Origin of the sequence: Bradyrhizobium altum (assembly GCF_020889705.1) — a bacterium.
GTDB lineage: Bacteria > Pseudomonadota > Alphaproteobacteria > Rhizobiales > Xanthobacteraceae > Bradyrhizobium > Bradyrhizobium altum.
Genome location: NZ_JACMYP010000136.1, coordinates 1 through 24,154, shown reverse-complemented (window position 1 = coordinate 24,154; position 24,154 = coordinate 1). Strand labels below are relative to the sequence as shown.

The following is a 24,154-nucleotide window of genomic DNA, read 5'->3' as shown; positions in this document are numbered from 1 at the left end:
CTGACGATCCCGGCTGCGACCATCGAGCGGGTCGCAGCCCAGCTCGAGAAGAGCGGCCGCATCGCGCGCGGATATCTCGGCGTCGGGCTGCAGCCGGTCCGCCTCGACGACGGCCTCGGCGCGATGGTGATGAACATCGACAAGGCCGGCCCCTCGGCCGCCGCCGGCATTCGCCAGGGCGACGTGATCGTTGCCGTCAATGGCGAGAAATTGTCCGGCGTGCGGGCGCTCTCGCGCGGCCTTGGGCCGCAGAGCGTCGGCAGCGTGGTCGAGCTCACCGTGCATCGCGGCGGCGAGCCGTTGAACTTCAAGGTGACGGTCGGCGAAAGGCCCGAGACGTGAGCAGCGAGCCTGCCGCCGACATCATCATCGCACTCGAGATCGACGACCCCGCCCTCGCCGACCGGCTGGCGACGCTGCTCGGCAGCGTCGCGGGCCTGCGGCTTGCGGCGCCGGGCCAACAGGCGACGGCGACGATCGTCGCGCGCAACCGGGAGACTGCAGGCGGCGGCGACTTCGAGCTGACGCCGCGCGAGCTCGACGTGCTGGCGCTGCTCGCCGAAGGAGCATCCAACAAGATGATCGCGCAGCGGCTCGGGATTTCCGTCCACACCGCCAAGTTTCACGTCAGCTCCTTGCTCGACAAGCTCGACGCCACCGGCCGCACCGACGCCGTCGCGCACGCGGCGCGGCGCGGGGTGATCAATTTGTGAGGGTGGGACGTACAAGATTGATTCTGGCGGATTGAGACCTATCCCTTCGTCGTCCTGGCGAAAGCCAGGACCCATAACCACCGCATTCGATGCTGAACCGAACTGTGGCCCCAGCGTCGCGCACCAATTGAGATTTGGGGAACGGGTCCTGGCTTTCGCCAGGACGACATCGAGTGGGTTGCGCAAGTTGTGAGGCACACCGCGCGTCTAAAATTTGGCCGTCGTCCCGGCGCAGGCCGGGACCCATACGCCGCAGCGGATATTGTGAACGGGACTCGTCAACGGCAAGATCAAGCAAGGCACCACGCGCGCGCGGCTCGGCCTGCTGGCGCAGCGGCGGGTCTGCACGCTGATCGATCGCGAATTGAAGAGCGCGGAACGCGACAAGCCGAAGAAGCCTGACTAGGCCCCCCCGCGTCCTAGCCCCGCTTCTCAGCCGGGCGGTCGCCCCCGACCTAGCTCAACACCTTGGCTCAAGACTTCGGCTCATGACAATGCGAACACGGCCGCAGTGACGTCGAGCCGTGGTCCGGCATATCGCCTGTCGTCCGGTCCATGCTGTCCGCACCCGACGCTCCAGAGCGCGGGCCACGAGAACCGCTCGAGCCCCGTCGCCGATATCGCCGCGAACGACGTCCAGCTGATGTCACCGCGGCGTCGCCACAGCACGCCGCCCGGTCCCATGTCCGGATAGAAGGCGATGTCGAGGTCGAAATCCCGCTCATCGCCGAGATCGGGACCGACCCAGTAGTGCGGACTGCGCCCGGGCTCGCGCCCGAGGATCAGAGTGAGCGTCTGGTTCGGCCCGCGCAGGCCGAGCCAGAGCGGCGCGATCATGTCAGGCACGGGCGTACATAGCAGCGTTTGCGGCGCGGCGCTTGCCGCGGCGGTGCGGCCCGACAATTTCAGGGCGACCACCGTCGCGGGCGCCGGCATCCCGGACAATGGCGCGGGGCTGGTCCCGTGCGGCAATGGCGACCACCCGGCGTGGTCGAGAGATGGCAGCGGCCATGCGAGTTGCTCGCGCACGACGCCTTCGGTGTCGAGCACCTGATAGCGAAGGCCGTCCTGATCGAGCGCCGCTTGCACGCAATGCAGGTACTCGACGCCCTCGGGCATCCGGTGCGCGGTGCCCGCGCCCGCCGTGCAGATCTGCAGCACGCCGCGATGGACCTGAACGTCGAATGCGAGGATGTGGCTGCACAGATAGGCGGTCACGCCGGCGCCGACCAGTATCTCCCAGAAGCGCGCGCTGTATTCGTGGCCGATCTCGCGCTGATAGCTGCCGCTGAAGCCATTGATGGGGTACACGGGATGATGACCCAGCACCAGCTTGTGGCGGGCATCCTTGTTCTGTTCGAGCACCGCTTGCAGCCAATCGGTCTCGACATGGCCCTCGCCACCCAGCCCGCTCCACAGCGTGTGCACGAACACCATCAGCAAATCGTCGCGGCGGACCCAATAGGACAGGCCCTCCTGGCCCGGCGGACCATTGCGTGGCAGCTTCAGCACCTCGCGAAACACCGCCTCGCTCATCTCGTCATAGGTGGTGTGGTTGCCGGTCGTGTGCCACAGCGGCACCGCGCGCCGGTCGAGCCAGCCCATTTCGGTATCGAGCCAATGCCGCCACTGCGCCCGCAACGCGTCGGCATCGGCGGTGAGGCCGATGATCTCGTCGCCGGGGAAGAGAATGAATTCGGGCGCAGGATGCAGCCGGCGGACCACATTGTTCACCGACGCGAAGGTGCGCTCATGCAGCGCACCGGGAATGCCCGAGCAGGCGTCGGCATAGATCACGAACTGGTGGCCCGAATTTCTCGGCAACAGAGACGGAATTGCATCATGCATGGTCGAACCACGTCCTCGCGAGCCACATCATAGAGGAAGGCAGGCCGATCGCTCAAGGCAGGCGGCCGGTGCCCTTTGCGACCGGGCTATACGCATGGCGTCCAATCAACGAGAACAGCTTTGGTGCGGCAGACATGTTTCTCCACACACCAAGACGTGACGCTGCGGAAAAGCTGCTCTGCCCGCACACGCTAGGCGGCGTCGCGCCAAGCTGCTAGCCTTTTGCGCTTCAGATTGCCTTGCGAAGCTAAGGGACCGAAGCAAATGGACAACCGTAATGATGTTTGGCGCGGCGTCGACACGATCAAGCCGCGTTTCATCGAATTGAGCGACCGGGTCTGGGCGATGCCCGAGGTCTGCTACACCGAGGCGCGCTCATCCGCCGAACATCTGGCCGAGCTGCGCCACCAGGGTTTCCGTATCACCGAGAACCTCGCCGACATTCCGACCGCGGTGATGGGCGAATGGGGCGAGGGCGGCCCGGTCATCGCTTTCCTCGGCGAATATGACGCCCTGCCCGGCCTCAGCCAGGAGGCCGGCGTCGCCGAACCTCGTCCAGTCGAGACCGGCGGCCACGGCCATGGCTGCGGCCATAATTTGCTCGGCTCTTCCGCGCTGCTCGCGGCGACCGCGGTGAAGGACTGGCTTGCTGCCAACAAGGTGCCGGGCCGGGTGCGCTACTACGGCTGTCCGGCCGAGGAAGGCGGCGCGGCAAAGGCCTTCATGGTGCGCTGTGGCGCGTTCGAGGACGCCGACATCGCCATCACCTGGCATCCGCACAGTTTCTGGGAGGTGGCGGTGACGCCGTCGCTCGCCAACACCCGTGCCGATTTCATCTTCACCGGGCGGACCTCGCATGCGGCAGCCTCGCCGCATCTCGGCCGCAGCGCGCTCGATGCGGTGGAATTGATGAATGTCGGCGTCAATTACATGCGCGAGCACATGCCGAGCGATGCCCGGGTGCATTACGCGCTGCTCGACACCGGCGGCATTGCGCCCAATGTGGTGCAGGCCCATGCCCGCGTGCGCTACTCGATCCGCGCCCGCGACCTGCCCGGCATGAACGAGCTGGTCGAACGCGTGCACAAGATCGCGCAGGGCGCAGCCCTGATGACCGAGACCAAGATGGAGATGAAGATCATCTCGGCGGTCTCCAACATCCTGCCCAACACCCCGCTGGAGCAGACGCTGCACCGGATCATGGAAGATCTCGGCCCGCCGCATTTCGACGATGCCGACAAGGATTTCGCCGGCAAGATCCGCGCGACCCTGACCGACAAGGACATCGCCTCGGTCTACTACGCGATCGGCATGGATCCGACCGACCGGCCGCTGGCCGATTTCCTGGTGCCGATCGACGCCAAGCGCAATCCGCTGGTCGGCTCGACCGATGTCGGTGACGTCAGCTGGGTGGTGCCAACGGTGCAGGTCCATGCACCGACGGTTGCAATCGGCACGCCGTTCCACACCTGGCAGGTTGTGGCGCAGGGCAAGACGCCGGCCGCGCACAAGGCGATGGTGCAGGCCGCCAAGGCGATGGCCGGCCTCGGCGTCAAGGCGCTGATGGAGCCGGAGCTGATCGCGGCCGCCAAGGCCGACCTCAAGAAGCGGACCACCCGAACGCCTTATATCAGTCCGCTGCCGGCGAATGTTGCACCGCCGTTGGACATGTCGGTCTCCTGAGCGCCGCATTTAACGGGCCGGGCCTGCGCGTCGATGCGCGGCGCGGCCAGCGCCCATCCCCGTTCCGATTGGATCGGAACGAGACTCTGGTTTTCTGCCTTGATGCGTTTTCTTCACGCGAACCGGCATCCGCTTCGCTCGAAAACGCGCGCGCGTGACAAAAAAGCATCTCGGAACAAAGGATAACGAACAAATTTTCCGCACTGCGAGGCGCGCGCAGGCGCGCTTTGGCACCGAAGTGCCGAACCGATGTGCGGCGCGGAGCGGTTCTGCACAAGCGATAGCCAAAAGACCTAGTCGCTGAACCTCGGGAGGCGTTGACCTTCGCGGTCATTCGGTGTGCCATCTGCCGCCAGCACGGCGGCCGGTTCCAAGGCCCGCCGCAATCACACGTGAGCCGGACCGAGGGGACAATGTTCGACAACAATCTGCGCGGGATGATCGACGACGTAAGGGACGGACGGATGGACCGCCGCGCCTTCGTCAAGCGAATGATTGCCGTCGGCCTCACCGCGCCGTTGGCGAACCAGATTCTGGCGATCGGCGGCGTCGCGATGGCGCAGAGCCCCAACCCCTACAAGCCGACCAAGCGCGGCGGCGGCGGTCCGCTGAAGCTGTTGTGGTGGCAGGGCCCGACCCTGCTCAATCCGCATTTCGCCACCGGCACCAAGGACCAGGACGGCTCGCGCATCTTCTACGAGCCGCTGGCCAGCTGGGACGTCGACGGCCATCTCAACCCGATCCTCGCCGCCGAGATCCCCTCGATCCAGAATGGCGGACTCGCCGCCGACGCCAAATCGGTGGTCTGGAAACTCAAACCCGGCGTCAAATGGCATGACGGGAAGCCGTTCAGCGCCGACGACGTCGTCTTCACCTGGGAATATGCCAGCGACCCCGCGACGGCCGCGGTATCGAGCGCGACTTACGCCGGCATGACCGTGGAGAAGGTCGACGACCTCGCGGTCCGCATCAAGTTCAAGGATCCGACGCCGTTCTGGGCCAACGCGTTCGTGGGCGCCTATGGCTGCATCATTCCGAAACACCTATTCGCGGAATTCAAGGGCGGCAAGTCGCGCGAGGCGTCGACCAATCTGAAGCCGGTCGGCACCGGACCCTACAAGTTCATCGAGTTCAAGCCGGGCGACCTGATCCGCGGCGAGATCAATCAGGACTACCACATGGCGAACCGGCCCTATTTCGACACGATCGAAATGAAGGGCGGCGGTGACGCGGTGTCGGCGGCCCGCGCGGTGATCCAGACCGGCGAATATGATTTCGCCTGGAATATCCAGGTCGAGGACGAGGTGCTGCTGCGGCTGGAGAAGGGCGGCAAGGGCAAGACGCTATATGCCGTCGGCGGCGACATCGAGTTCATCGCCATCAACTTCACCGACCCCAACACCGAGGTCGACGGCGAACGCTCGTCGATGAAGACCAAGCATCCGATCCTGTCCGACCCGCGCGTGCGCCAGGCGCTGGCGCTGCTGGTCGACCGCGAGTCGATCAAGAAGGTGATCTACGGCCGCGCCGGCCGCGCCACCGCCAACTATCTCAACGGCCCCGAGGAGTTCGTCTCCAAGAACACCAAATGGGAGTTCTCGGTCGAGAAGGCGAGCGCGCTGCTCGAGGAGGCCGGCTGGAAGGCGGGCTCCGACGGCATCCGCGAGAAGGACGGCAAGAAGCTGAAGTTGCTCTACCAGACCTCGATCAACGGGCCGCGGCAGAAGACCCAGGCGATCGTCAAGCAGGCCTGCCAGAAGGCCGGCATCGACGTCGAGCTGAAATCGGTGGTGGCCTCGGTGTTCTTCTCCTCCGACGTCGCCAACCCCGACACCTACTCCCATTTCTATGCCGACATCGAGATGTTCCAGATCCCGATGACGCAACCCGATCCGGCCCTGCACATGCGCCGCTATCATTCGCGCAACGTCGCCACCAAGGAGAACAAGTGGCAGGGACCGAACTTCCCGCGCTGGGTCAACAAGGATTTCGACGCCGCAGTCGATGCCGCCGATACCGAGACCGATCCGATCAAGCGCGCGGATCTCTACATCAAGTGCAACGATCTGATGTGGCAGGACACGGTGATGATCCCCGTGATGCATCGGCTTGCGGTGGAAGCCTGCTCCAACACGGTGCGGCCCGCGCTCTCCGGCTGGGCCAACCAAACCGACAATCTGCAAGACTGGTATCGTGAAACCTGAGACACGGGGACGGGTTCGGAGTTGAATGGGTGCGTCTTCTCCCTCCCCCCGTTCTTGCGGAGAGAGGGGCTCCAACCGCAAATACCGTGAGAGATGAGTTCTTGGAGAGTCCCCTCGCCCGGAATTCAAGCTGTGCTTGAATTTCGACCTCTCCCCGCACGCGGGGCGAGGTGAAGCTCGCCTTTCGACTGGAAGCAAGATCAACGTGCTCGAGGTGCGAGCGTTAGCTAGATGATCTCTCGATGAGCCAATATATCCTGCGCCGTCTGATGATCGCGATCCCGAGCCTGCTCGGGATTTCGGTCGTGCTGTTCGTCGTGCTGGCGCTCGCGCCGGGCGATCCGTTCAGCGAGCTCGCGACCAATCCGAACGTGCCGCCCGAGGTACAGGCCGCGCTGCGCACCAAGTTCGGGCTCGACGATCCGATCTACCTCCGCTATCTGCACTGGCTTGCGGCGATGGCGCAGGGCGACTGGGGCTTCTCCTTTGTCAGCCGGATCAACGTCGACACGCTGATCCTGCAGCGGCTACCGACCACGCTCTACGTGATCGGTTCAGCGCAGCTGCTGGCATTGCTGATAGCGATCCCGGTCGGCGTCTATGCCGCCACCCGGCCCTATTCGCTGTTCGACCAGCTCGCCAACACCTTCGCCTTTATCGGCTTCTCGCTGCCGACCTTCTTCACCGGCATCCTGTTCATCCTGGTTTTCTCGGTGAAGCTGGACTGGCTGCCCTTCGTCTACACCGACGTGCCCGGCAGCGGCATCCCCTGGCTGCTGGAGATGATCCGGCAGGCCATCATGCCGGTGATGGTGCTCGGCCTGTTCCAGGCGGCGTCGATGACCCGCTTCGTGCGCTCGGCGATGCTGGACGTGATCCGGCTCGACTATGTCACCGCCGCGCGCGCCAAGGGGCTCGGGCAGGCCAAGGTGATCGTCAAGCATGTGATGCGCAATGCGATGATCCCGGTCGTCACGCTGATCGCGCTTCAAATGCCCGCCGTGTTCGGCGGCGCCATCGTCACCGAGCAGATCTTCCGGATTCCCGGCATCGGCTCGCTGCTGATTTCGTCCATCCTCGCCAACGATACGCCGGTCGTGATGGCCGTGACCTTCGTGTTCGCGTGTCTCGTGGTGCTCTTCAACCTGATTGCAGATGTCCTCTATGGCTGGCTTGACCCTCGCATCTCCTTCCGCTGAGCGGCGCGGCTACTCGCCCTGGCGCGAAACCTGGCGGCGCTACCGCCGGCACAGGCCCGCCGTGGTCAGCGCCGTGCTGCTGCTGCTGCTGATCGCGGCCGTCGTGATCGGCCCGTTCATCTGGCGGGTCTCGATCAGCGACATCGACGTGGTGGCAGGCATGCAGGGCCCCTCAGTGGCGCATCCGTTCGGCACCGACGATCTCGGCCAGGACCTGCTCGCCCGCATGATCTATGGCGGCCGCATCTCGCTCGCGGTCGGCCTCGCCGCGATGCTCGTCTCGGTGTTCGTCGGCACGCTGATCGGCGCGCTCGCTGGCATGTCGCGCGGCCCGCTCGGCTACGCGCTGATGTGGCTGACCGACCTGTTCCTGTCGTTGCCGCAACTGCCGCTGCTCTTGATGCTGATCTATCTGTTCCGCGACGGGCTCAAGGCCATGTTCGGCCCCGAGGGCGGCATCTTCATCCTGATCGTGCTGGTCATCGGGGGGTTACGCTGGATGCCGGTCGCACGCCTGGTGCGCGCCCAGTTCCTGTCGCTGCGCGAAAAGGAATTCGTCGAGGCGGCGCGCGCGCTCGGCGCGAGCCCGGTGCGGCAGGTGGTGCGCCACATCCTGCCCAATGCGCTGGGACCCGTGATCATCGCCGGCACGATCGACGTCGCCGCCGCGATCATCGCCGAATCGACGCTCTCGTTCCTCGGCCTCGGCTTTCCGCCGGATACGCCGACCTGGGGCCGCATCCTCTATGACGCCAAGGACTTTCTCGATATCGGCCCGCACTGGGCGCTGTTTCCGGGCGGCGCGATCTTCATCGCGGTCGTCGCCATCAACTTCATCGGCGACGGGCTGCGCGACGCGCTCGATGCGCGCAAGGTGATCTGATGGCGCTGCTCGACATCAAGGGTCTGAAAACCCATTTCACCACCGACGACGGCATCGTCCAGGCGGTCGACGGCGTCGACATCAGCATCAACCGCGGCGAGACGCTGTGCGTGGTCGGCGAATCCGGCTGCGGCAAGACCGTCACGGCGATGTCGATCCTGAAGCTGATCGCGATGCCGCCGGGCAAGATCGTCGCGGGCGAAATCATATTCGAGGGCCGCGATCTGGCGCCGCTGACCAGCCATCAGCTCGACGAGATCAGGGCCAAGGAGATCGGCTTCATCTTCCAGGAGCCGATGACCTCGCTCAATCCGGTACTGACCATCGGCGAGCAGATCGCTGAGAGCCTGCGCCGCCACGAGGCGGTAACCAGGAAGCAGGCGCTCGAGCGCACCATCGAGATGCTGCAGCTGGTGCAGATCCCCAATGCCGCGGGCCGCGTGCATCACTATCCGCACCAGTTCTCCGGCGGCATGCGCCAGCGCGTGATGATCGCGATGGCGCTGGCCTGCCGGCCCAAGCTCGTGATCGCGGACGAGCCGACCACCGCGCTCGACGTCACCATCCAGGCGCAGATCCTCGACCTGCTGCAGGACATGAAGGAGCGCCTCGGCATGGCGGTGATGCTGATCACCCACGCGATGGGCGTGGTCGCGGAGACCGCGCAGCGCGTCGTCGTGATGTATGCCGGCAAGGTGGTGGAGGAGGCACCGGTCGACGAATTGTTCGGTAACCCGAGCCATCCCTACACCCAGGGCCTGATCCGCTCGATCCCGCGCATCGATCTCGACGCCGAGCACAAGACCCGGCTGGAAGCGATCGGCGGCTCGGTGCCAATCCTGATCAACCCGCCGCCCGGCTGCCGGTTTGCTTCCCGCTGCAAACACGCCATGAGCATCTGCACCAAGCAGGAGCCGCAGCTGCGCGAGATCGCGCCCGGCCATCGCATGGCCTGCCACCTCGGAGACGCGTCATGAGCGAACCGCTGCTGCGCGTCAGCAATCTGAAAAAGCACTTTCCGGTGCTCGGCGGCCTGTTGTCGCGCGAGGTCGGCCAGGTCTATGCGGTCGATGGCGTGTCGTTTGCGGTCAACCGTGGCGAGACGCTGGGGCTGGTCGGCGAATCCGGCTGCGGCAAGTCGACCACCGGGCGCTGCGTGCTGCGGCTGATCGAGCCGACCTCCGGCGAAGTCGTGTTCGACGGCCAAAACGTGATCGGGCTTGGCGGCGGCGACCTGCGCGCCATGCGGCGCAACATGCAGCTCGTCTTCCAGGACCCGTTCGCCTCGCTCAATCCGCGCATGACGGTCGGCGCGATCCTCGCCGAGCCCTTCATCATCCATAATCTCGTGACCTCGGCCAGCGAGCGCGAGGACCGCGTCGCGCGCCTGCTGGTCAAGGTCGGGCTGAAGGCCGAGCACATGCGGCGCTATCCGCATGAATTCTCCGGCGGCCAGCGCCAGCGCATCGCGATCGCCCGCGCGCTGACCCTGGAGCCGAAGCTGATCGTGTGCGACGAGCCGGTCTCGGCACTCGACGTCTCGATCCAGGCCCAGGTCATCAACCTGCTCGAGGATCTGCAGGCCGAGCTGAACCTGACCTATCTGTTCGTGGCCCACGATCTCTCTGTCGTCGAACACATCTCCGACCGCGTCGCGGTGATGTATCTCGGCCGCATCGTCGAGCTCGCCAAGGCCAGCGATCTCTACCGGAATCCGCAGCATCCCTACACCAAGGCGCTGCTCTCGGCCGTGCCGGTGGCGGATCCCAAGGCGAAAAAACTGCGCATCCGCCTCAAGGGCGACGTGCCGAGCCCGATGAATCCGCCGAAGGGCTGCCACTTCCACACCCGCTGCCCGATCGCCGAAGAGCGCTGCCGGCAGGAGGCGCCCGAGCTGCGGCAAGGCAGCAACGGGCATTCTGTGGCGTGCCATCTGGCGTAGGTGGCGCGCCAGATGCGACAGCTACCCGTCGCGGGGGCGCACCGCCAAAAAATATCGAAAACAACCCCATGCAAAGTAGCCGGCGGCCGCGGGCGTTCGACACGGCACTTGACATGTCGGGCAAATCAGCGGCATTATTCGATAATTCAGAAATCATGGCGACGATAGTCACGTCGTCAGAAGTCAACGCCGCTTGGTCTTGGTCCGTGGCTTCGGCCTGGCCTTTGCCTTGATATTTCGCCGCGGTGCAGGCGCTACGGCGTCCTCCACCTCACTCGCCTCCGCCCGCAGCGTGTCGAGCAGCCAGTCACGGAAGGCGCGCATGCCGGACGTCACTTCCCGCGACTTCAGCCAGGTCAGCCAATACGACCCCGCCGGCACTTCGGCCGCGAACGGCCGCACCAGCCGGCCGGAGGCCAGCTCATTGCCAAACATCGCAGTCGGCACCAGCCCGACGCCGACGCCGCGCGCGGCGGCCTCGGCCATCGCAACCGAACTGTCGAAGATCGGCCCCTGAATTTTCGGGCACGGCGCGCCGGCCACCGCAAACCACAGCGGCCATTCCTCGGCGCGGTAGGAGCGCAGCAGAAACTCCTGCGCGAGGTCGGACGGCTTGCGCAGCCGGCCTGCCATATCGGGACAGCACACCGGCGAGAGCGGCGCGGACAACAGATGGATCGCCTCGGTGCCGTGCCAAGAGCCGTCGCCGAAGCGCAGCGCAAGATCGAGCCCGTCGCCCGCGATGTCGACGCGGTTGTTGTTGGTGAGCAGACGCAGGTCGATATAGGGATGCGCGCGCTTGAAGCGATCGACCCGTTGCAGCAGCCACCCGGTCGCAAACGTCGTGACACAGCCGACGGTGACGACCTCGCGCGTGCCTTTGGCCTCGATGCGATCGATCGCGGCACCGATCCGGTCGAGCGCGTCGGTCAGCACCGGCAGCAGCGCCAGCCCCTCGTCAGTGAGCACCAGCCCGCGCGGCAGGCGGCGGAACAGGCTCGCGCCCAGCAGTTCCTCGAGCTGCTTGACCTGGTGGCTGATCGCGGTCTGCGTCACGCGCAGCTCCATCCCCGCGCGGGTGAAGCTCAACAGCCGCGCGGAGGCCTCGAAGGCGCGCAGTGCGTTCAGCGGGAGATGCCGGCGCACGGTGTTATGACCAAGTTTTCCTCATGCCTCGTTGTATAAATGATTGTTTGTGCGCCGTCACGCCGCCCGGCAGTTTCGCGCCGCCAACGGAGACGAGACATGCTGACGAGACGGACATTCGGATTGCGCGCGCTCGGCCTTGCGATGTCCTGCACCCTGCCGCGGCAAGGTGCAGCAGCGGGACCAGGCGAACCGGCGCGGCGGCTGCAAGAGGAGTTTGCCCGCATTGAGCTGGCGACCAGTGGCCGGCTCGGCGTCGCCGCGCTCGACATGGAGACCGGATTGCGCGCGAGCCAGCGCGGCGACGAGCGGTTCCCGATGTGCAGCACCTTCAAGGCGCTGGCCTCGGCCGCGGTGCTGCACCGGGTCGACCGCGGCGAATCCAGCCTCGACCAGCGCGTGCAGGTTGAGGCCAAGGATATCTTGGCCTATGCGCCGGTGGCCAAGCAGCACGTCGGATCGAGCATGACGCTGTCCGAACTCTGCGAGGCCGCCATTACCCTAAGCGACAATACCGCTGCCAACCTGCTGCTGCGCGAGATCGGCGGGCCTGCCGGCTTCACCAGCTTCTTCCGCACCATCGGCGACAATGTCAGCCGGCTCGATCGCTGGGAGGTGGCGCTGAATGAAGCCGCGCCGGGCGATCCGCGCGACACGACGAGCCCTGTCGCGATGCTGAAGAGTCTGCAGCGCGTGGTGATCGGCGACGTCCTGCAGGCCGCCTCGCGCCAGAAGCTGGTGGACTGGATGGTCGCCAACAAGACCGGCGACACGAGGCTGCGCGCCGGCGTGCCGCGCGACTGGCGGGTTGGCGACAAGACCGGCACCGGCGAGCGCGGCACCTATAACGATATCGGCGTGTTCTGGCCGCCCGGCCGCAAGCCGATCGTGGTGACGGTCTACCTGACCGGGGCAAGTGCTCCGATGGAGAAGTGCAACGAGGTGATCGCCAACGTCGCGCGCGCCGTTGCGAATGCGACCACCGGACAGGCCGGCTAGAGCCGCAACACGACGCCGCGCGGCACGACTTCGCTGCGCGGCTTGAAAATCGCTGCGCGGCTTGGCAGCAACCAAGGATCATGCGACGCTCAATCCGAATGGCGGTGCCGTCAGCAGGCCATACGGAGGACACGTCTTGTATCGCCGCATCGTCCTCACTGCGCTCTTGGTTGCCGGCAGCGTTCACAGCAGCTTCGCGGCGGCCGACCCGGCACGGTGCCGCGAACTGATCCGCAAATACGAAACGGACAAGGCGCAGCTCAGCGCGGTCGAGATCTCGCTGACCTTGTTCGCGGCGGCCAACGCCGATTGCATCAATCTCGCCAGCGAGCTGCTCGATGGCGGTGCCTCGGTCGACGCGCGGGACCGGCTCGGCGCAAGGCCGCTGAGCCACGCCGCCCGCTCCGGCCATCTCGACATGGTCGACCTGATGCTGGCCCGTGGCGCGCCGGTCGATGCCCGCAACCTCGCGGGATCAACCGCGCTGTATCTTGCCGCCGAGCGCGGCCATGTCGCGATCGTGCAGCGCCTGATCGACCGCAACGCCGACGTCAATCTCACCGGACGCAGCGGTGCTTCCCCAGTCGCGGCCGCCGCCTATGCCGGCCGGGACATGGTGGTGCGCATGCTGCTGGCGCACGGCGCCGACGGCCGCAAGGCTGACGACACCGGCAAGCCGCCGGTCGTGTATGCGGCGGCCGGTGGCCAGCTCGGCATCGTCAAGCAGCTGCTTGCGCTCGATATCGACATCAATGCGCGCTACGCCAACGACCTCACGCTGCTGATGTGGGCGGCCGGGCCGGATGAGACCGTGCCGGAGGCGCAGGCGCTCGAGGTCGTCGCGTATCTCCTCGACGCAGGCGCCAGGGTCGACGAACGCGACGCCCGCGGTCGCACGGCGCTGATGATCGCCGCCGAGGGCAACCATCCGGCGATTGCCAAGGCGCTGCTCGCCCATGGCGCCGATGCGGCGCTGGCCGACAAGGCCGGCAAGCACGCCGCCGATCTCACCATCCTGTCGGCGCTGCGCGAGGAGCTGACGCCGCGCTGAAGCATGACGCGATGGACTCATTAGTTGCGGAGGGTCCGCAGGTCGGCTAAATTCTCCTCTACGAAGAGTCTCCGTGCTCATTCGTCCTATCGCGCGACTGGCGAGCTAACGTGGAATCGACCACGGGGAAGCGCGAAGGGTTCCAACGCCGATCGCCTGGGCAACCAATCTGCTGGAAAAACAGCGTGTTGAGGAGCCCGAGCATGCCGTCATTTTACAACGAACTGTTCATCAACGATCAAGAGATCGCTGCCGCCCTTACAGGGGAAGAGCGCCGTCAACAGGACGGCGTCGAACTGATTCCGTCCGAGAATTACACCTACCCGGAGGTGCTTGAACTGCTCGGATCGGTCTTCACCAACAAATACTCCGAGGGATATCCGGGACGCAGATACTACGGCGGCCAGCAGTATACCGACAGCATCGAGAACCTCGCACGCCAGCGGGCCTGCTCGCTTTTTCGTGCCGAGCACGCCAACGTTCAGCCGCTTTCCGGATCACCGATGAATCAGGCCGTCTATCTCGGCCTATTGAACCCCGGCGACACTATTCTCGCCATGGACCTGTCCCACGGCGGTCATCTTACCCACGGCGCGCCGGTGTCCCACATGGGGCGCTTGTTCAACTTCGTTCGCTACAAGACGGCACCGTCAAACGGCGCGATCGATTTCGATCAATTGCGCGCGATTGCACGTGAGGCGCGTCCGAAGATGGTGTTGTGCGGCTACAGCTCCTATCCGCGCGACCTGGACTATGCGGCATTCAAGAGTATCGCCGACGAAGTTGGCGCGCTCACGATGGCTGACGTGAGCCACTATGGCGGATTGGTTGCCGCGAATGTCATGGGCAATCCGCTTGATGCCGGCTTCGACATCATGACGACGACATCCCACAAGACACTGCGCGGCCCCCGCGGCGGGATCATCCTGTGCCGGAAGGAGAATGCCGGTCGGATCGATGCTTCCGTCTTTCCAGGTTTGCAGGGCGGACCTCACATGAACGTCGTGGCCGGGATTGCCGTGACGCTCAAGAAGGCGGCGACCTCGGATTTCCAGGTTTACGCGCGGCAGGTTCTGCACAACGCGAAGGTTCTTGCCGGCGCGTTGATGGAACGCGGGATGAAACTGGTCACGGACGGGACGGATAATCACATGATGGTCGTCGATACAGTAGCGTCCGTCGGATCGGACGGGCGAGCAGCCGAGGACGTGCTCGATGCCATCGCCATCGCCACAAACAAGCAGGTTATTCCAGACGATCCGCGCCCGCCGCTCAGGCCAAGCGGCATTCGCCTTGGGACACCGGCGGCGACCACGCGTGGCATGGGAGACCCCGAAATGCGCCGTATCGCCGAGTTCATTGCGGGGGCTCTGCAGGCGAACGGAGACGATGCGGTCGTCGCGCGTATCAGGTCGGAGTGCATCGAGATGTGCCGAGCCTTTCCTGTTCCAGGCGTGGTGTCCAGGTCTCGACCGAACTGATCGGTTGTACGGCAACCGGAACTTGACGCGCAGATATGCAGAACGGGGCCGGGCGCCGGCGCCCACCCTCGATCACCAAAGACGCATATGCGATAGCCCTGCCCCCTAAAGCCCCGCCAGATAGTCCACCAGCGCGGCGAGGTCGTCGGGCGAGGTCGCCAGCATCAGGTCGGACATGCCGGGATTGTTGCCGCGCGCGCGGGTGCGGAAATCGGCGATGGTCTTGGCGAGGTAGTCCCGTCCCATCCCGGCAAGCCGCGGCACCGTGCCGTCGCCCTGGAAGCGATCGAGGTGGCAGGCCGGGCAGCCGACCGAGCGGCTGGCGCTGACCGCCTTCTCCGCGACGTCCTTGGGCGCGCGCGGCTGGCCGAGATCGGGCCATGGCTTCTTCGAAAAATATTCCGCGATCGCCAGCATGTCGTCGCGCTCGAACTGGGTCGCGATCGGCTGCATGATCTCGCTCTTGCGATCGCCGCGCTTGAAATCGCGGAGCTGGATATAGAGATAGCCGGCCTGCTGGCCCCAGATCGTCGGAATGGTCTTGTCGACGGGCTTGCCGTCCTCGCCGTGGCAACCGGTGCAGGCCTGCACCTTCTCCTCGATCGTCTCCGCGCGCGCCTCGGCCACCATCAGCAGCAGCGCGGCGCCGCACATCATCAATTTGCCGAACATTGGTCCATCCGAAGAAAACAGAGGCGGGACCGAACCGGTCCCGCCTCGCCGTCAATACTTGCACGCGCGATTATCCACCCCGCCTCGGCTCAGTCGAGCGTGAAAGCGATGATGTTGTTGCCACGCTTGTAGTCGATCTGGGTGTTACCGCCCGCGCCGACCACGACATATTGCTTGCCGCCGATCATGTAGCTCGACGGCGGCGCGTTGACGCCGGCGCCGGCGCGGAAGCTCCACAGCTCCTTGCCGTTCGACGAATTATAGGCCGCGAACTTGCCGTTGCCTTCGCCGGTGAACACCAGGCCGCCGGCGGTGGCGAGGATGCCGCCGATCATCGGTTCAGGTGTCTTGACCTGCCATTTGATCTTGCCGGTGTTGTAGTTGACCGCGGTGATGTTGCCCGACTGCTTCTCGCTCGGGATCACCTTGAAGGCGCCGCCCAGCCACAGCTTGCCGTTCGGATAGGCCGAGCTCTCGACGTGGTAGGTCATCGGCTGGTGAAGGTTGATGGCGTAGGCCAGCTCCTGTCCCGGGTCGGTCGCGATCGGCGACCATTCGACGCCGCCATTGGCGCCGGGCAGCATGCGCGCGCCTTCCTTGGTCGGCAGCACCCACATGTTCTCCTGCGGCACCATCGCCTCGGAGAAGCGGATCAGGCTGCAGTCCTTGCGATCGTGCACATAGATGTGCCCGGTCTTGCCGGCGTGAATGACGCCGGGAATCGTCTTGCCGTCCTTGTCCTTGACGTTGACCAGCACTGTCGGGCTGACCGCGTCGAGATCCCAGACGTCATGGGCGATGTACTGGAAGTGGCAGACATACTTGCCGGTATCGAGATCGAGCGAGACCAGCGAGTTGGTGTAGAGGTTGTCGCCGGGCCGGTTCGAGCCGTCGAGGTCGGGCGACGGATTGCCTACGACGAAGTAGATGCGGTTGGTCGCGAGATCGACCGATGGGTTCTGCCACACGCCACCGCCGAGCTTGGCATAGGGATCGCCGATCTTGGCGAGCATGTCCTTCTCGGCCTGGATGTTGCGATGCATGTCGCGGCCGGTGGCGTCCTTGGTCGCCCAGACGCCGACGGAGTTCTCCGGAATCGTGTCGAAATTCCACAGCTGCTTGCCGGTCTTGGCGTCATAGGCGCGAACGAAGCCGCGGATGCCGTATTCGCCGCCATTGGTACCGATCAGCACCTTGTCCTTGACCACGGTCGGCGCCATCGTCTCGCTGTAGCCGAGCTCGGGATCGGCGATGTTGGTGGTCCAGACCACCTCGCCGGTCTTGGCATTCAGCGCCATCAGCTTGGAATCCAGCGTCGCCAGATAAACCCGGTCGCCGAGCACCTGGACACCGCGATTGTTGGGACCGCAGCAATAGACCGTGATCGGGCCCATCTTGTGGGCATAGTGCCAGAGCTGCTGGCCGGTCTTGGCGTCGAGCGCATAGACATGGCTGAACGACGTCGTGACATACATCACGCCGTCGACGACGATCGGCGATGTCTCGAGCGACTCCCTGACGTCGGTCTGGAAAATCCAGGCGACGTGCAGGTTCTTCACATTGTCCCGGCTGATCTGCTTGCCCGGATAAAACCGCGTCTGGGCGTAGTTTCCGTTGGTGAGCAGGAAGTCCTTGGCGTTCTTGTCGGCAGCGTTGAGCTGCTCCTGGGTCACCGGAGGGACATTGGCGTTCCCCAGGACCGACTGCTTCTCCTGTTTGACCTCTTGTGCGATGGCGGCACCGGACAACAGGCCAACGCCGACCGCTGCGGCGAATGCCGCAAGCCCTTTCACGTACATAGTCTCCCCCGTTATTTCTTGGTTGCAGTATCAGGGATGATGTTTGCTACTTCCCCTTCGAGGCCTGGCCGCCGTAGCGAGCGCACACCGTGGGTGGCTTTGGTTGCGCTGCAATAGATGATCAAAATGACAACGACAGGTATCGATGGACGGGTTCCATGTTAGCGCTGTCCTTCACAAAGACAACCGATGCGCTCAATGCGAAGCCGGAACAGCATGCGTTCGCGCGCCCGAAGTGCTGCGACCGCGGGCTTGCATCAATCCAAGCAATATCGGTGGCTTCCGGCGCCTTCGCGCATCGCCGGACACATTCGCCTTCGCAGGCGCAGCACGCAAAATGAGACTAAGCGTCAAGCGACGGCGGCGCGCGAGGTGCGGCGCCGGCTGAGGCCATTGGTCTCGCCGGCGCGATCGCCTTCTCCCAGAATTACTCCCAAGCCCAGGTCGAGAAATCATTCTCGAACTGCGGCACGTCCTTCCACACGCCCTTCAGCTTCTTGCTGGCGATCGTGATCAATTGCGGCTGGAACAGGAAGCCGGCGACCGCATCGGTTGCCAACATCCGCTGCGCGTCGCCGAGCAGTTTTGCCCGGCCGGCTTCGCCAGGCGTCGCCATGATCTGCTGATAGAGCGCGTTGAACGCCTCGGACTTGTAGCCGAGATAGTAATCCGGCTCGGTCAGCTTCACGAGGTCGAACGGCTCGACATGCGCGACGATGGTGAGGTCGTAATTGTGCGGGCCGGTGAAGACCTGCGACAGCCACTGCGCCCATTCCACGTTCTCGATCTTGGCAACGATGCCGACCTTGGCGAGCTGCGCCGCGAGCACTTCGCCGCCCTGCCGCGCGTAGGACGGCGGCGGCAGCTTGAGGCTGAGCTCAAGCGGCGTCTTGACGCCGGCCTCGGCCAGCAGCTTCTTGGCCAGCTCGGGATCGTAGGGGTTGATGCCGGTGGTATCGACATAGCCGAGCGATCCCGGCGTGTAGAAGCTGCCGATCGGCGTGCCGAAGCCGTCGACCGCGCCGTCGATCATCGCCTTGCGGTCGATCGCCGCCAGGATGGCGCGGCGAACGCGGACGTCATCGAGCGGCTTCTTGCGCTCGTTGATGCCGACGATGGTTTTTGTCCGCGAGCCGCCGATCAGCACATTGAAGCGCGGATCGGCCTTGAACTGCGCGAGGCTGCGCGCCGCCGCAACCCGCGGAAAGGCGTCGACGTCACCCGACAGCAGCGCCGCGACCTGCGCGGCTGGATCGCCGATGAAGCGGATCGTCACCTTGGCGAGCTTGATCGCGGCGGCGTTGCGGTACTCCGGCCATTTCACCAGCGTGATCGACGAACCCTTGGCCCAGCTGCCGAGCGTGTAGGGTCCGGTGCCGACCGGCTGCGTCACATCGGTCGGCGCACTCTTCGGCTCGACGATCGAGCCCGACGCCTGACCGAGCAGGAACGGCAGGTTCGGCTCGGAATACTTCAGCGCGACGACAATCGTCTCCGGGTCCGGCGCCGTCACCGATGCGAACGCCTGGTACAGGCTCCTGTCCTTGTTGGTCGAGGTCGGCGCCGCGGCGCGGTCGAACGAGAACTTGACCGCCGCGGAATCGAACGGCTCGCCATTGTGGAATTTGACGCCCTTGCGGAGCTTGAAGGTGTAGGTCTTGAGATCCGGCGAGGCTTGCCAGCTCTCGGCGAGCAGCGGCGACACCGAGCCGTCCTCGTTGATCTTGGTCAGTGTCTCGTAGACGTTGTAGAGCGTGACTTCGGCAATCGCCGCGGCCGCCGCGTTGGTCGGATCGAGTCCCGGCGGCTCCAGCGTCATGCCCATCACGACGCTGTCCTTCTTGCCCTGCGCGAGGCTCGGCAGCGGCGCTGCGGCGAGTGCGGCAGCGGCCGCGATGACGCACAATTTCCTCAACATTGGTCTGCTCCCCGGACGTGCTCTTTCATCAGCCTGGGCTGGTCCTGCACAATAGACTAACCGGCCTCCGCGACCACTGGCGGCAGCGCCATCACGGCTTCGGCGTAATGGCAGGCCGCCAGATGGGCGTCTCCCACGCTGCGTAGCCCAGGCGCGGCCTCGCGACAATGCTGGTCGGCCAGGGGACAGCGCGGCGCGTAAGGACAGCCGGCCGCAGCCGACGCTTGCGAGCCGATTGCCTGCGCGCCGCGGCGGCGCCGGACACCACCTGCCCGGGCGCGCGGAACCGCATCCAGCAGTGCGCGCGTATAGGGATGGGCGCTGTGGGCGAACAGTTCGGCGGGCCGCCCCTGCTCGACGATCCGCCCGAGATACATCACCGCGATCTCGTCGCAGAGCAGATCGACCACGGCGAGGTCATGGCTGATCAGGATATAGCTCAGACCGAACTCATCCTGCAGATCCTGCATCAGGTTGAGCACCTGCGCCTGCACCGAGACGTCGAGCGCCGAGACCGGTTCGTCGGCGACGATCAGCTTCGGCTGGGTGATCAGCGCGCGCGCAATCGCGATGCGCTGGCGCTGGCCGCCGGAGAATTCGTGCGGGAACTTGTCCATGTCGGCATCGCGCAACCCGACCTGCCGCAGCACCGTGGCGACACGCTCGCGCAGGCTGCCGCGATCGATCCGCCCGAGCGCAGTCAGCGGCTCGGCCACAATGCGCGCGACGGTCTGCCGCGGATCGAGCGAGCCGTAGGGATCCTGGAACACCATCTGGAAATCGCGGCGCGCGTGGCGCAGCTCGTCCGGTGGCATCCGGTTGAGGTCGCGGCCCAGCAAACACACCGTGCCCGATGTCGGCCGCTCCAGCGCCATCACCAGCCGCGCAAAGGTCGATTTACCCGACCCGGACTCGCCGACCACGCCGAGGCTCTTGCCCGGAATGACCCGAGCCGTGACGCCATTGAGCGCGTGCACCTGCGCCGCCGGCTTGAACAGGCTTTCACGCGGCAGGGTGTAGCGTTGCGCGAGATCCTTCACCTCGAGCAGCGGCGTCGCGGGCGCGGGCTGGGATTGAGCAAGTACCGTCATGCGCCAACGCCTCCGACCGCCATCGAAACGTCGGTCCTGATGCAACGCACGCCATGCGCCGCGCCGACATCGACGACAGCCGGCAGCGCCGCGCGGCAACGTCCTTCCACGATCGCGCAGCGATCGGCGAAGGTGCAGCCCGCGGGCAGGTCAGCCAGCTCCGGCACAGTGCCGGCGATGGTCGTGAGCCGCGTCCCCTTGCGTGCGCCGAGCCGTGGGCGGGCGCGGAACAGGCCCTGCGTATAGGGATGACCCATCCGCGTGAACACGGCATCGGTCGTGCCGCTTTCGACGACGGTGCCGCCATACATCACCATCATGCGCTCGACATTCTCGGCGATCACGCCGAGGTCGTGCGAGATCAGGATCATCGACATGCCGCGCTCCGCGACGAGATCGGCGATCAGATCGAGGATCTGGCCCTGAATCGTGACGTCGAGGGCCGTGGTCGGCTCATCGGCGATCAGCACATCGGGCTGGCAGGCCAGCGCCATCGCTATCGTGATGCGCTGGCGCTGGCCGCCAGAAAACTGGTGCGGATAGGCATCGACCCGCTTCGCCGCATCGGGTAGCCCAACGCGATCGAGCAAGGCGATGGCTTCCTGCCGCGCTTCGGTTGCCGAGACGCCGGTGTGACGCCGCAGCGGCTCGGCGACCTGGTGGCCGATCGTGTGCATCGGATTGAGCGCAGTCATCGGCTCCTGGAAGATCATGCTGATGCGGTTGCCGCGCAGCTTGCAATAAGCCGCGTCGGGCAGTCCGACGAGCTCGGCGCCTTCGAGCCGGATGCTGCCGCTGATCACGGCGCTGTCGGGCAGCAGCCCTATCAGGGCAAGCGCCGTGACCGACTTGCCGCAACCGGACTCGCCGACCAGCCCGAGCGTCTCGCCGCGGCGAAGCGCAAAGCTGACGCCGCGGACGGCCTGCGCCGGGCCGCGGCTGGTGTTGAGCCGGACTCCCAGGTTCTTCACCTCGATCAGCGGCGCGCCTGTGTCAGCCATTGCTCAACGCTCCCGCGCCAGACGGGGATCAAGCAGATCGCGCAACCCGTCACCGAGCAGGTTGAGCCCGAGTACCGCGATCGCGATCGCAACACCGGGATAGACCGCGAGCATCGGCGACTGGAACAGCAGGGTCTGCGCATCGTTGAGCATGCGGCCCCAGGATGGCTGCGGCGGCTGGGTGCCGAGCCCGAGATAGGACAGCGCGGCCTCGGCGAGGATCGCGAGCGCGAACTGGATCGTCGCCTGCACGACCAGGATCGACAGGATGTTCGGCAGCACGTGCTCGATCGTGATGCGGAAGGAGCCCTTGCCCGCGGCGCGCGCGGCCAGCACGAATTCGCGGGCCCAGATCGCATTCGCCGAGCCGCGGGTGACGCGGACGAAGGTCGGGATCTGGAAGATGCCGATCGCGGTGATCGACGTCACCATGCCGGGGCCCGCGACCGCGGCCAGCATGATGGCCGATAGCACCGCAGGGAAAGCGAAGGTGAAGTCGCTCATCCGCATGATGAGCTCCTCGGTCCAGCCCTTGCGGGCAGCCGCGATCAGGCCGAGGCCGACGCCGAAGGTCAGGCCGATGCCGACCGCGATGACGCCGACCATGATAGTGGAGCGCGCGCCGACCAGCAGCAGCGAGACGATGTCGCGGCCGAGCACGTCGGTGCCGAGCCAATGCGCCGCCGACGGCGCGTGCAGCTTCGAGGCGACGTCGATGTCGTAAGCAGACCACGGCGTCCAGACCAGCGACAGCAGCGCCGCGCCGAGCACGAGCAGGCTGAGCACCGCACCAAGCACGAAGCTGCGATGGCGCAGGGCGCGCCGCCAGAAGCCGGTCGCCGGCCTCGCCCCCGGTGCGATCGCCGCCGTGCCGGCAGATGCGGTCAGCGGCGCGCTCACAGGTTGGCGACCTTGATCCGCGGATCGATGAAGGCATAGAGCACATCGACCACGAAGTTGACTGTCACGACCATCGCGGCGAGCAGCATCACGCAGTTGCGCACCACGATCAGGTCGCGGTTGGCGATCGACTGGAAGATCAGCCGGCCGAGGCCGGGCAGATAGAACACGTTCTCGATCACGATGGTGCCGGCCAGGAGATTGGCGAATTGCAGGCCCATGACAGTCATGACCGGGATCATGGCGTTGCGCAGCACATGGTGCCACAAGACCTCGCGCTTGCCGAGCCCCTTGGCGCGCGCGGTGCGGACGAAATCCTCGCGCAGCACCTCCAGCACCGCCGAGCGGGTGACCCGGGCCAGGATCGCGGCCTGCACCACGGCAAGCGAGATCGCGGGCAGCAGCAGCGAGCGAATCCCCGCCCAGACGCCGTCATCCCAGCCGGCAAATCCGCCGGCCGACAGCAATTGCAGCTTTACCGAGAACAACAGGATCAAGAGGATCGCGAACCAGAAATTCGGCAGCGCGATGCCAATCTGGGTCAGCGACATCACGCCGACATCGCCGAGCTTGTTGTGGTTGGCCGCGGTGTAGATGCCGGCGGACAGCGCCAGCACCACCGTGATCAGCATCGACATGATCGCGAGCGGGATCGTCAGCACGAGCCGCTCCGCGATCAGGCCGGCCACCGGCGTGCCATAGACATAGCTGTTGCCGAGATCGCCGACCGCCATGCCTTTGATCCAGAGCAAATAGCGAACCGTGAGCGGCTGGTCGAGGCCGAGCTTGACGGTGAGCGCGCGCACCGCATCGGGCGAGGCGTCGGCGCCCATCAGCATCTGGGCGGCATTGCCCGGCAGCGCGTCGAGCACCAGGAAAATGATCAGCGAGGCCGCGAACAGTGTCGCCACCAGGGTCAGGATCCGCCGCAGGAAGAATACGCTCATGCCCGCCCGAAGGGTAAAGAACAGGCCGCAGGTTTCAACATGTTCGCGAACGAATGCAAGCCCTCCGCCGCGTCATTCATGATTTCAGCGCCGGCCAGCGGCCGAGCAGATCGCTCGCCTCTTCGAACAGCGCCGCGACCCTCAGCAATTCCGCATCGGCCCGGAAGCGGCCGACCAGATGCAGGCCGATCGGCAGGCCGTCGCGGCCGAAGCCGGAGGGAATGCTGACCGCGGGATGCCCGGTCATGTTGAACAGCATGGTCCAGGGAAACCAGTGCGGCCGCACGCTGTCGAAGCTCTGGCCGTCAATGTCGATGGTACCGAACAGATCCTGATCGATCGGCAGCGCAGTGCGGGTCAGCGTCGGCATCGCCAGCAGATCGCCGCGCACGAACAGCGCCTGCACGCGGCGGAACAGCGCGGTGCGGTCGAACATCGCCTGCTGGTAGGCGACGCCGCTGACCTTTGCAGCAAGTGCGAGCTGCTTCAGGAAGGTCGGGCTGAGGTCATCGGGATGATCGGCCGCGAGCTTCTCGAAGCGGGTGCGCCAGACCGTGTGATTGATGGCGCGCCAGATCGGCTCGATGTCGAAGCCGTCGCCGGGAAATTCCTCGAGTTCGGCGCCGAGGCTGGCCAGCCGGTCGAGGCCCGCCTTGAAGTCAGCGGCGACGTCCGCG

Annotated in this window: 21 protein-coding genes and 1 riboswitch; of the genes, 11 read left to right on the top strand and 10 right to left on the bottom strand. The window is 65.5% G+C overall.

What is annotated here, in order from left to right; translation table 11 throughout:
* The coding region (locus tag H8B02_RS28210) for a S1C family serine protease (protein ID WP_229169236.1) at positions 1 to 342 on the top strand (342 nt) is incomplete at its 5' end.
* Positions 339 to 713 (top strand): helix-turn-helix transcriptional regulator, encoded by a 375-nt coding sequence (locus H8B02_RS28205; protein WP_229169235.1) that lies wholly within the window; start codon positions 339 to 341, stop codon positions 711 to 713. The genes H8B02_RS28210 and H8B02_RS28205, both read left to right, overlap by 4 nt.
* A 486-nt stretch (positions 714 to 1,199) precedes the next feature.
* Here H8B02_RS28205 and H8B02_RS28200 read toward each other — a convergent pair whose 3' ends face one another.
* Positions 1,200 to 2,438, bottom strand: coding sequence for a metallophosphoesterase family protein (locus H8B02_RS28200; protein ID WP_376711718.1), 1,239 nt, complete (start codon positions 2,436 to 2,438; stop codon positions 1,200 to 1,202).
* 387 nt (positions 2,439 to 2,825) lie between these two features.
* Here H8B02_RS28200 and H8B02_RS28195 point away from each other — a divergent pair, with 387 nt between their 5' ends.
* From H8B02_RS28195 to H8B02_RS28170, 6 genes are all read left to right on the top strand, one after another.
* A complete protein-coding gene (locus tag H8B02_RS28195; RefSeq protein ID WP_229169233.1) occupies positions 2,826 to 4,244 on the top strand; it encodes a M20 family metallopeptidase in 1,419 nt (472 codons plus the stop codon).
* A gap of 413 nt (positions 4,245 to 4,657) precedes the next feature.
* Positions 4,658 to 6,448, top strand: coding sequence for a peptide ABC transporter substrate-binding protein (locus H8B02_RS28190; protein WP_229169232.1), 1,791 nt, complete (start codon positions 4,658 to 4,660; stop codon positions 6,446 to 6,448).
* A 242-nt stretch (positions 6,449 to 6,690) separates the two neighbouring features.
* Complete coding sequence (locus tag H8B02_RS28185) at positions 6,691 to 7,647, top strand: ABC transporter permease (protein WP_229169231.1); 957 nt, start codon at positions 6,691 to 6,693, stop codon at positions 7,645 to 7,647.
* A complete protein-coding gene (locus tag H8B02_RS28180; protein ID WP_229169230.1) occupies positions 7,613 to 8,530 on the top strand; it encodes an ABC transporter permease in 918 nt (305 codons plus the stop codon). Before H8B02_RS28185 ends, H8B02_RS28180 begins: the two co-directional genes overlap by 35 nt.
* Positions 8,527 to 9,507 carry an ABC transporter ATP-binding protein gene (locus H8B02_RS28175; RefSeq protein ID WP_229169237.1) on the top strand — a complete coding sequence of 327 codons (981 nt, stop codon included), beginning with the start codon at positions 8,527 to 8,529 and terminating at the stop codon, positions 9,505 to 9,507. The genes H8B02_RS28180 and H8B02_RS28175 overlap by 4 nt, the downstream gene beginning before the upstream one ends.
* Positions 9,504 to 10,472 carry an ABC transporter ATP-binding protein gene (locus H8B02_RS28170; protein WP_229169229.1) on the top strand — a complete coding sequence of 323 codons (969 nt, stop codon included), beginning with the start codon at positions 9,504 to 9,506 and terminating at the stop codon, positions 10,470 to 10,472. Before H8B02_RS28175 ends, H8B02_RS28170 begins: the two co-directional genes overlap by 4 nt.
* Positions 10,473 to 10,655: 183 nt before the next feature.
* Here H8B02_RS28170 and H8B02_RS28165 read toward each other — a convergent pair whose 3' ends face one another.
* Positions 10,656 to 11,618: a LysR family transcriptional regulator gene (locus H8B02_RS28165; RefSeq protein ID WP_229169228.1), complete on the bottom strand. Its 963-nt coding sequence runs from the start codon at positions 11,616 to 11,618 to the stop codon at positions 10,656 to 10,658.
* Between the two features lie 99 nt (positions 11,619 to 11,717).
* Here H8B02_RS28165 and bla point away from each other — a divergent pair, with 99 nt between their 5' ends.
* The 3 genes from bla to glyA all read left to right on the top strand — a co-directional run bounded on the left by bla (position 11,718) and on the right by glyA (position 15,149).
* Positions 11,718 to 12,617: a class A beta-lactamase gene (gene bla, locus H8B02_RS28160; RefSeq protein WP_229169227.1), complete on the top strand. Its 900-nt coding sequence runs from the start codon at positions 11,718 to 11,720 to the stop codon at positions 12,615 to 12,617.
* A gap of 136 nt (positions 12,618 to 12,753) precedes the next feature.
* On the top strand, positions 12,754 to 13,668 hold the full coding sequence (locus H8B02_RS28155; protein WP_229169226.1) for an ankyrin repeat domain-containing protein: 915 nt from the start codon (positions 12,754 to 12,756) through the stop codon (positions 13,666 to 13,668).
* Between the two features lie 83 nt (positions 13,669 to 13,751).
* Positions 13,752 to 13,837: riboswitch (ZMP/ZTP riboswitch) on the top strand.
* Positions 13,838 to 13,871: 34 nt separating this feature from the next.
* Complete coding sequence (gene glyA / locus H8B02_RS28150) at positions 13,872 to 15,149, top strand: serine hydroxymethyltransferase (RefSeq protein ID WP_229169225.1); 1,278 nt, start codon at positions 13,872 to 13,874, stop codon at positions 15,147 to 15,149.
* A 105-nt stretch (positions 15,150 to 15,254) separates the two neighbouring features.
* On the opposite strand, the gene H8B02_RS28145 is transcribed toward glyA, so the two are convergent.
* From H8B02_RS28145 to H8B02_RS28110, 8 genes are all read right to left on the bottom strand, one after another.
* Entirely contained in the window at positions 15,255 to 15,821 is a 567-nt protein-coding gene (locus H8B02_RS28145; RefSeq protein ID WP_229169224.1) for a c-type cytochrome, read from the bottom strand.
* A gap of 89 nt (positions 15,822 to 15,910) precedes the next feature.
* Positions 15,911 to 17,620, bottom strand: coding sequence for a pyrroloquinoline quinone-dependent dehydrogenase (locus H8B02_RS28140; RefSeq protein ID WP_229169223.1), 1,710 nt, complete (start codon positions 17,618 to 17,620; stop codon positions 15,911 to 15,913).
* Between the two features lie 427 nt (positions 17,621 to 18,047).
* Positions 18,048 to 19,538, bottom strand: coding sequence for an ABC transporter substrate-binding protein (locus H8B02_RS28135; protein ID WP_229169222.1), 1,491 nt, complete (start codon positions 19,536 to 19,538; stop codon positions 18,048 to 18,050).
* 56 nt (positions 19,539 to 19,594) lie between these two features.
* Positions 19,595 to 20,629, bottom strand: coding sequence for an ABC transporter ATP-binding protein (locus tag H8B02_RS28130; protein WP_229169221.1), 1,035 nt, complete (start codon positions 20,627 to 20,629; stop codon positions 19,595 to 19,597).
* Positions 20,626 to 21,630 (bottom strand): ABC transporter ATP-binding protein, encoded by a 1,005-nt coding sequence (locus H8B02_RS28125; RefSeq protein WP_229169220.1) that lies wholly within the window; start codon positions 21,628 to 21,630, stop codon positions 20,626 to 20,628. The genes H8B02_RS28130 and H8B02_RS28125 overlap by 4 nt, the downstream gene beginning before the upstream one ends.
* Before the next feature lie 3 nt (positions 21,631 to 21,633).
* Entirely contained in the window at positions 21,634 to 22,530 is an 897-nt protein-coding gene (locus H8B02_RS28120; RefSeq protein WP_229169219.1) for an ABC transporter permease, read from the bottom strand.
* Positions 22,527 to 23,477 (bottom strand): ABC transporter permease, encoded by a 951-nt coding sequence (locus tag H8B02_RS28115; protein WP_229169218.1) that lies wholly within the window; start codon positions 23,475 to 23,477, stop codon positions 22,527 to 22,529. Before H8B02_RS28115 ends, H8B02_RS28120 begins: the two co-directional genes overlap by 4 nt.
* 76 nt (positions 23,478 to 23,553) lie before the next feature.
* The coding region (locus H8B02_RS28110; RefSeq protein WP_249795569.1) for an amidase family protein at positions 23,554 to 24,154 on the bottom strand (601 nt) is incomplete at its 5' end.

Bases quoted from the DNA above. Each gene is read 5' to 3' on its own strand.
- bla (WP_229169227.1), top strand. From the start codon at position 11,718: ATGCTGACGAGACGGACATTCGGATTGCGCGCGCTCGGCCTTGCGATG.
- H8B02_RS28180 (WP_229169230.1), top strand. From the start codon at position 7,613: ATGGCTGGCTTGACCCTCGCATCTCCTTCCGCTGAGCGGCGCGGCTAC.
- H8B02_RS28145 (WP_229169224.1), bottom strand. From the start codon at position 15,821: ATGTTCGGCAAATTGATGATGTGCGGCGCCGCGCTGCTGCTGATGGTG.
- H8B02_RS28130 (WP_229169221.1), bottom strand. From the start codon at position 20,629: ATGACGGTACTTGCTCAATCCCAGCCCGCGCCCGCGACGCCGCTGCTC.
- H8B02_RS28195 (WP_229169233.1), top strand. From the start codon at position 2,826: ATGGACAACCGTAATGATGTTTGGCGCGGCGTCGACACGATCAAGCCG.
- H8B02_RS28125 (WP_229169220.1), bottom strand. From the start codon at position 21,630: ATGGCTGACACAGGCGCGCCGCTGATCGAGGTGAAGAACCTGGGAGTC.
- H8B02_RS28170 (WP_229169229.1), top strand. From the start codon at position 9,504: ATGAGCGAACCGCTGCTGCGCGTCAGCAATCTGAAAAAGCACTTTCCG.
- glyA (WP_229169225.1), top strand. From the start codon at position 13,872: ATGCCGTCATTTTACAACGAACTGTTCATCAACGATCAAGAGATCGCT.
- H8B02_RS28190 (WP_229169232.1), top strand. From the start codon at position 4,658: ATGTTCGACAACAATCTGCGCGGGATGATCGACGACGTAAGGGACGGA.
- H8B02_RS28140 (WP_229169223.1), bottom strand. From the start codon at position 17,620: ATGTACGTGAAAGGGCTTGCGGCATTCGCCGCAGCGGTCGGCGTTGGC.
- H8B02_RS28185 (WP_229169231.1), top strand. From the start codon at position 6,691: ATGAGCCAATATATCCTGCGCCGTCTGATGATCGCGATCCCGAGCCTG.
- H8B02_RS28135 (WP_229169222.1), bottom strand. From the start codon at position 19,538: ATGTTGAGGAAATTGTGCGTCATCGCGGCCGCTGCCGCACTCGCCGCA.
- H8B02_RS28115 (WP_229169218.1), bottom strand. From the start codon at position 23,477: ATGAGCGTATTCTTCCTGCGGCGGATCCTGACCCTGGTGGCGACACTG.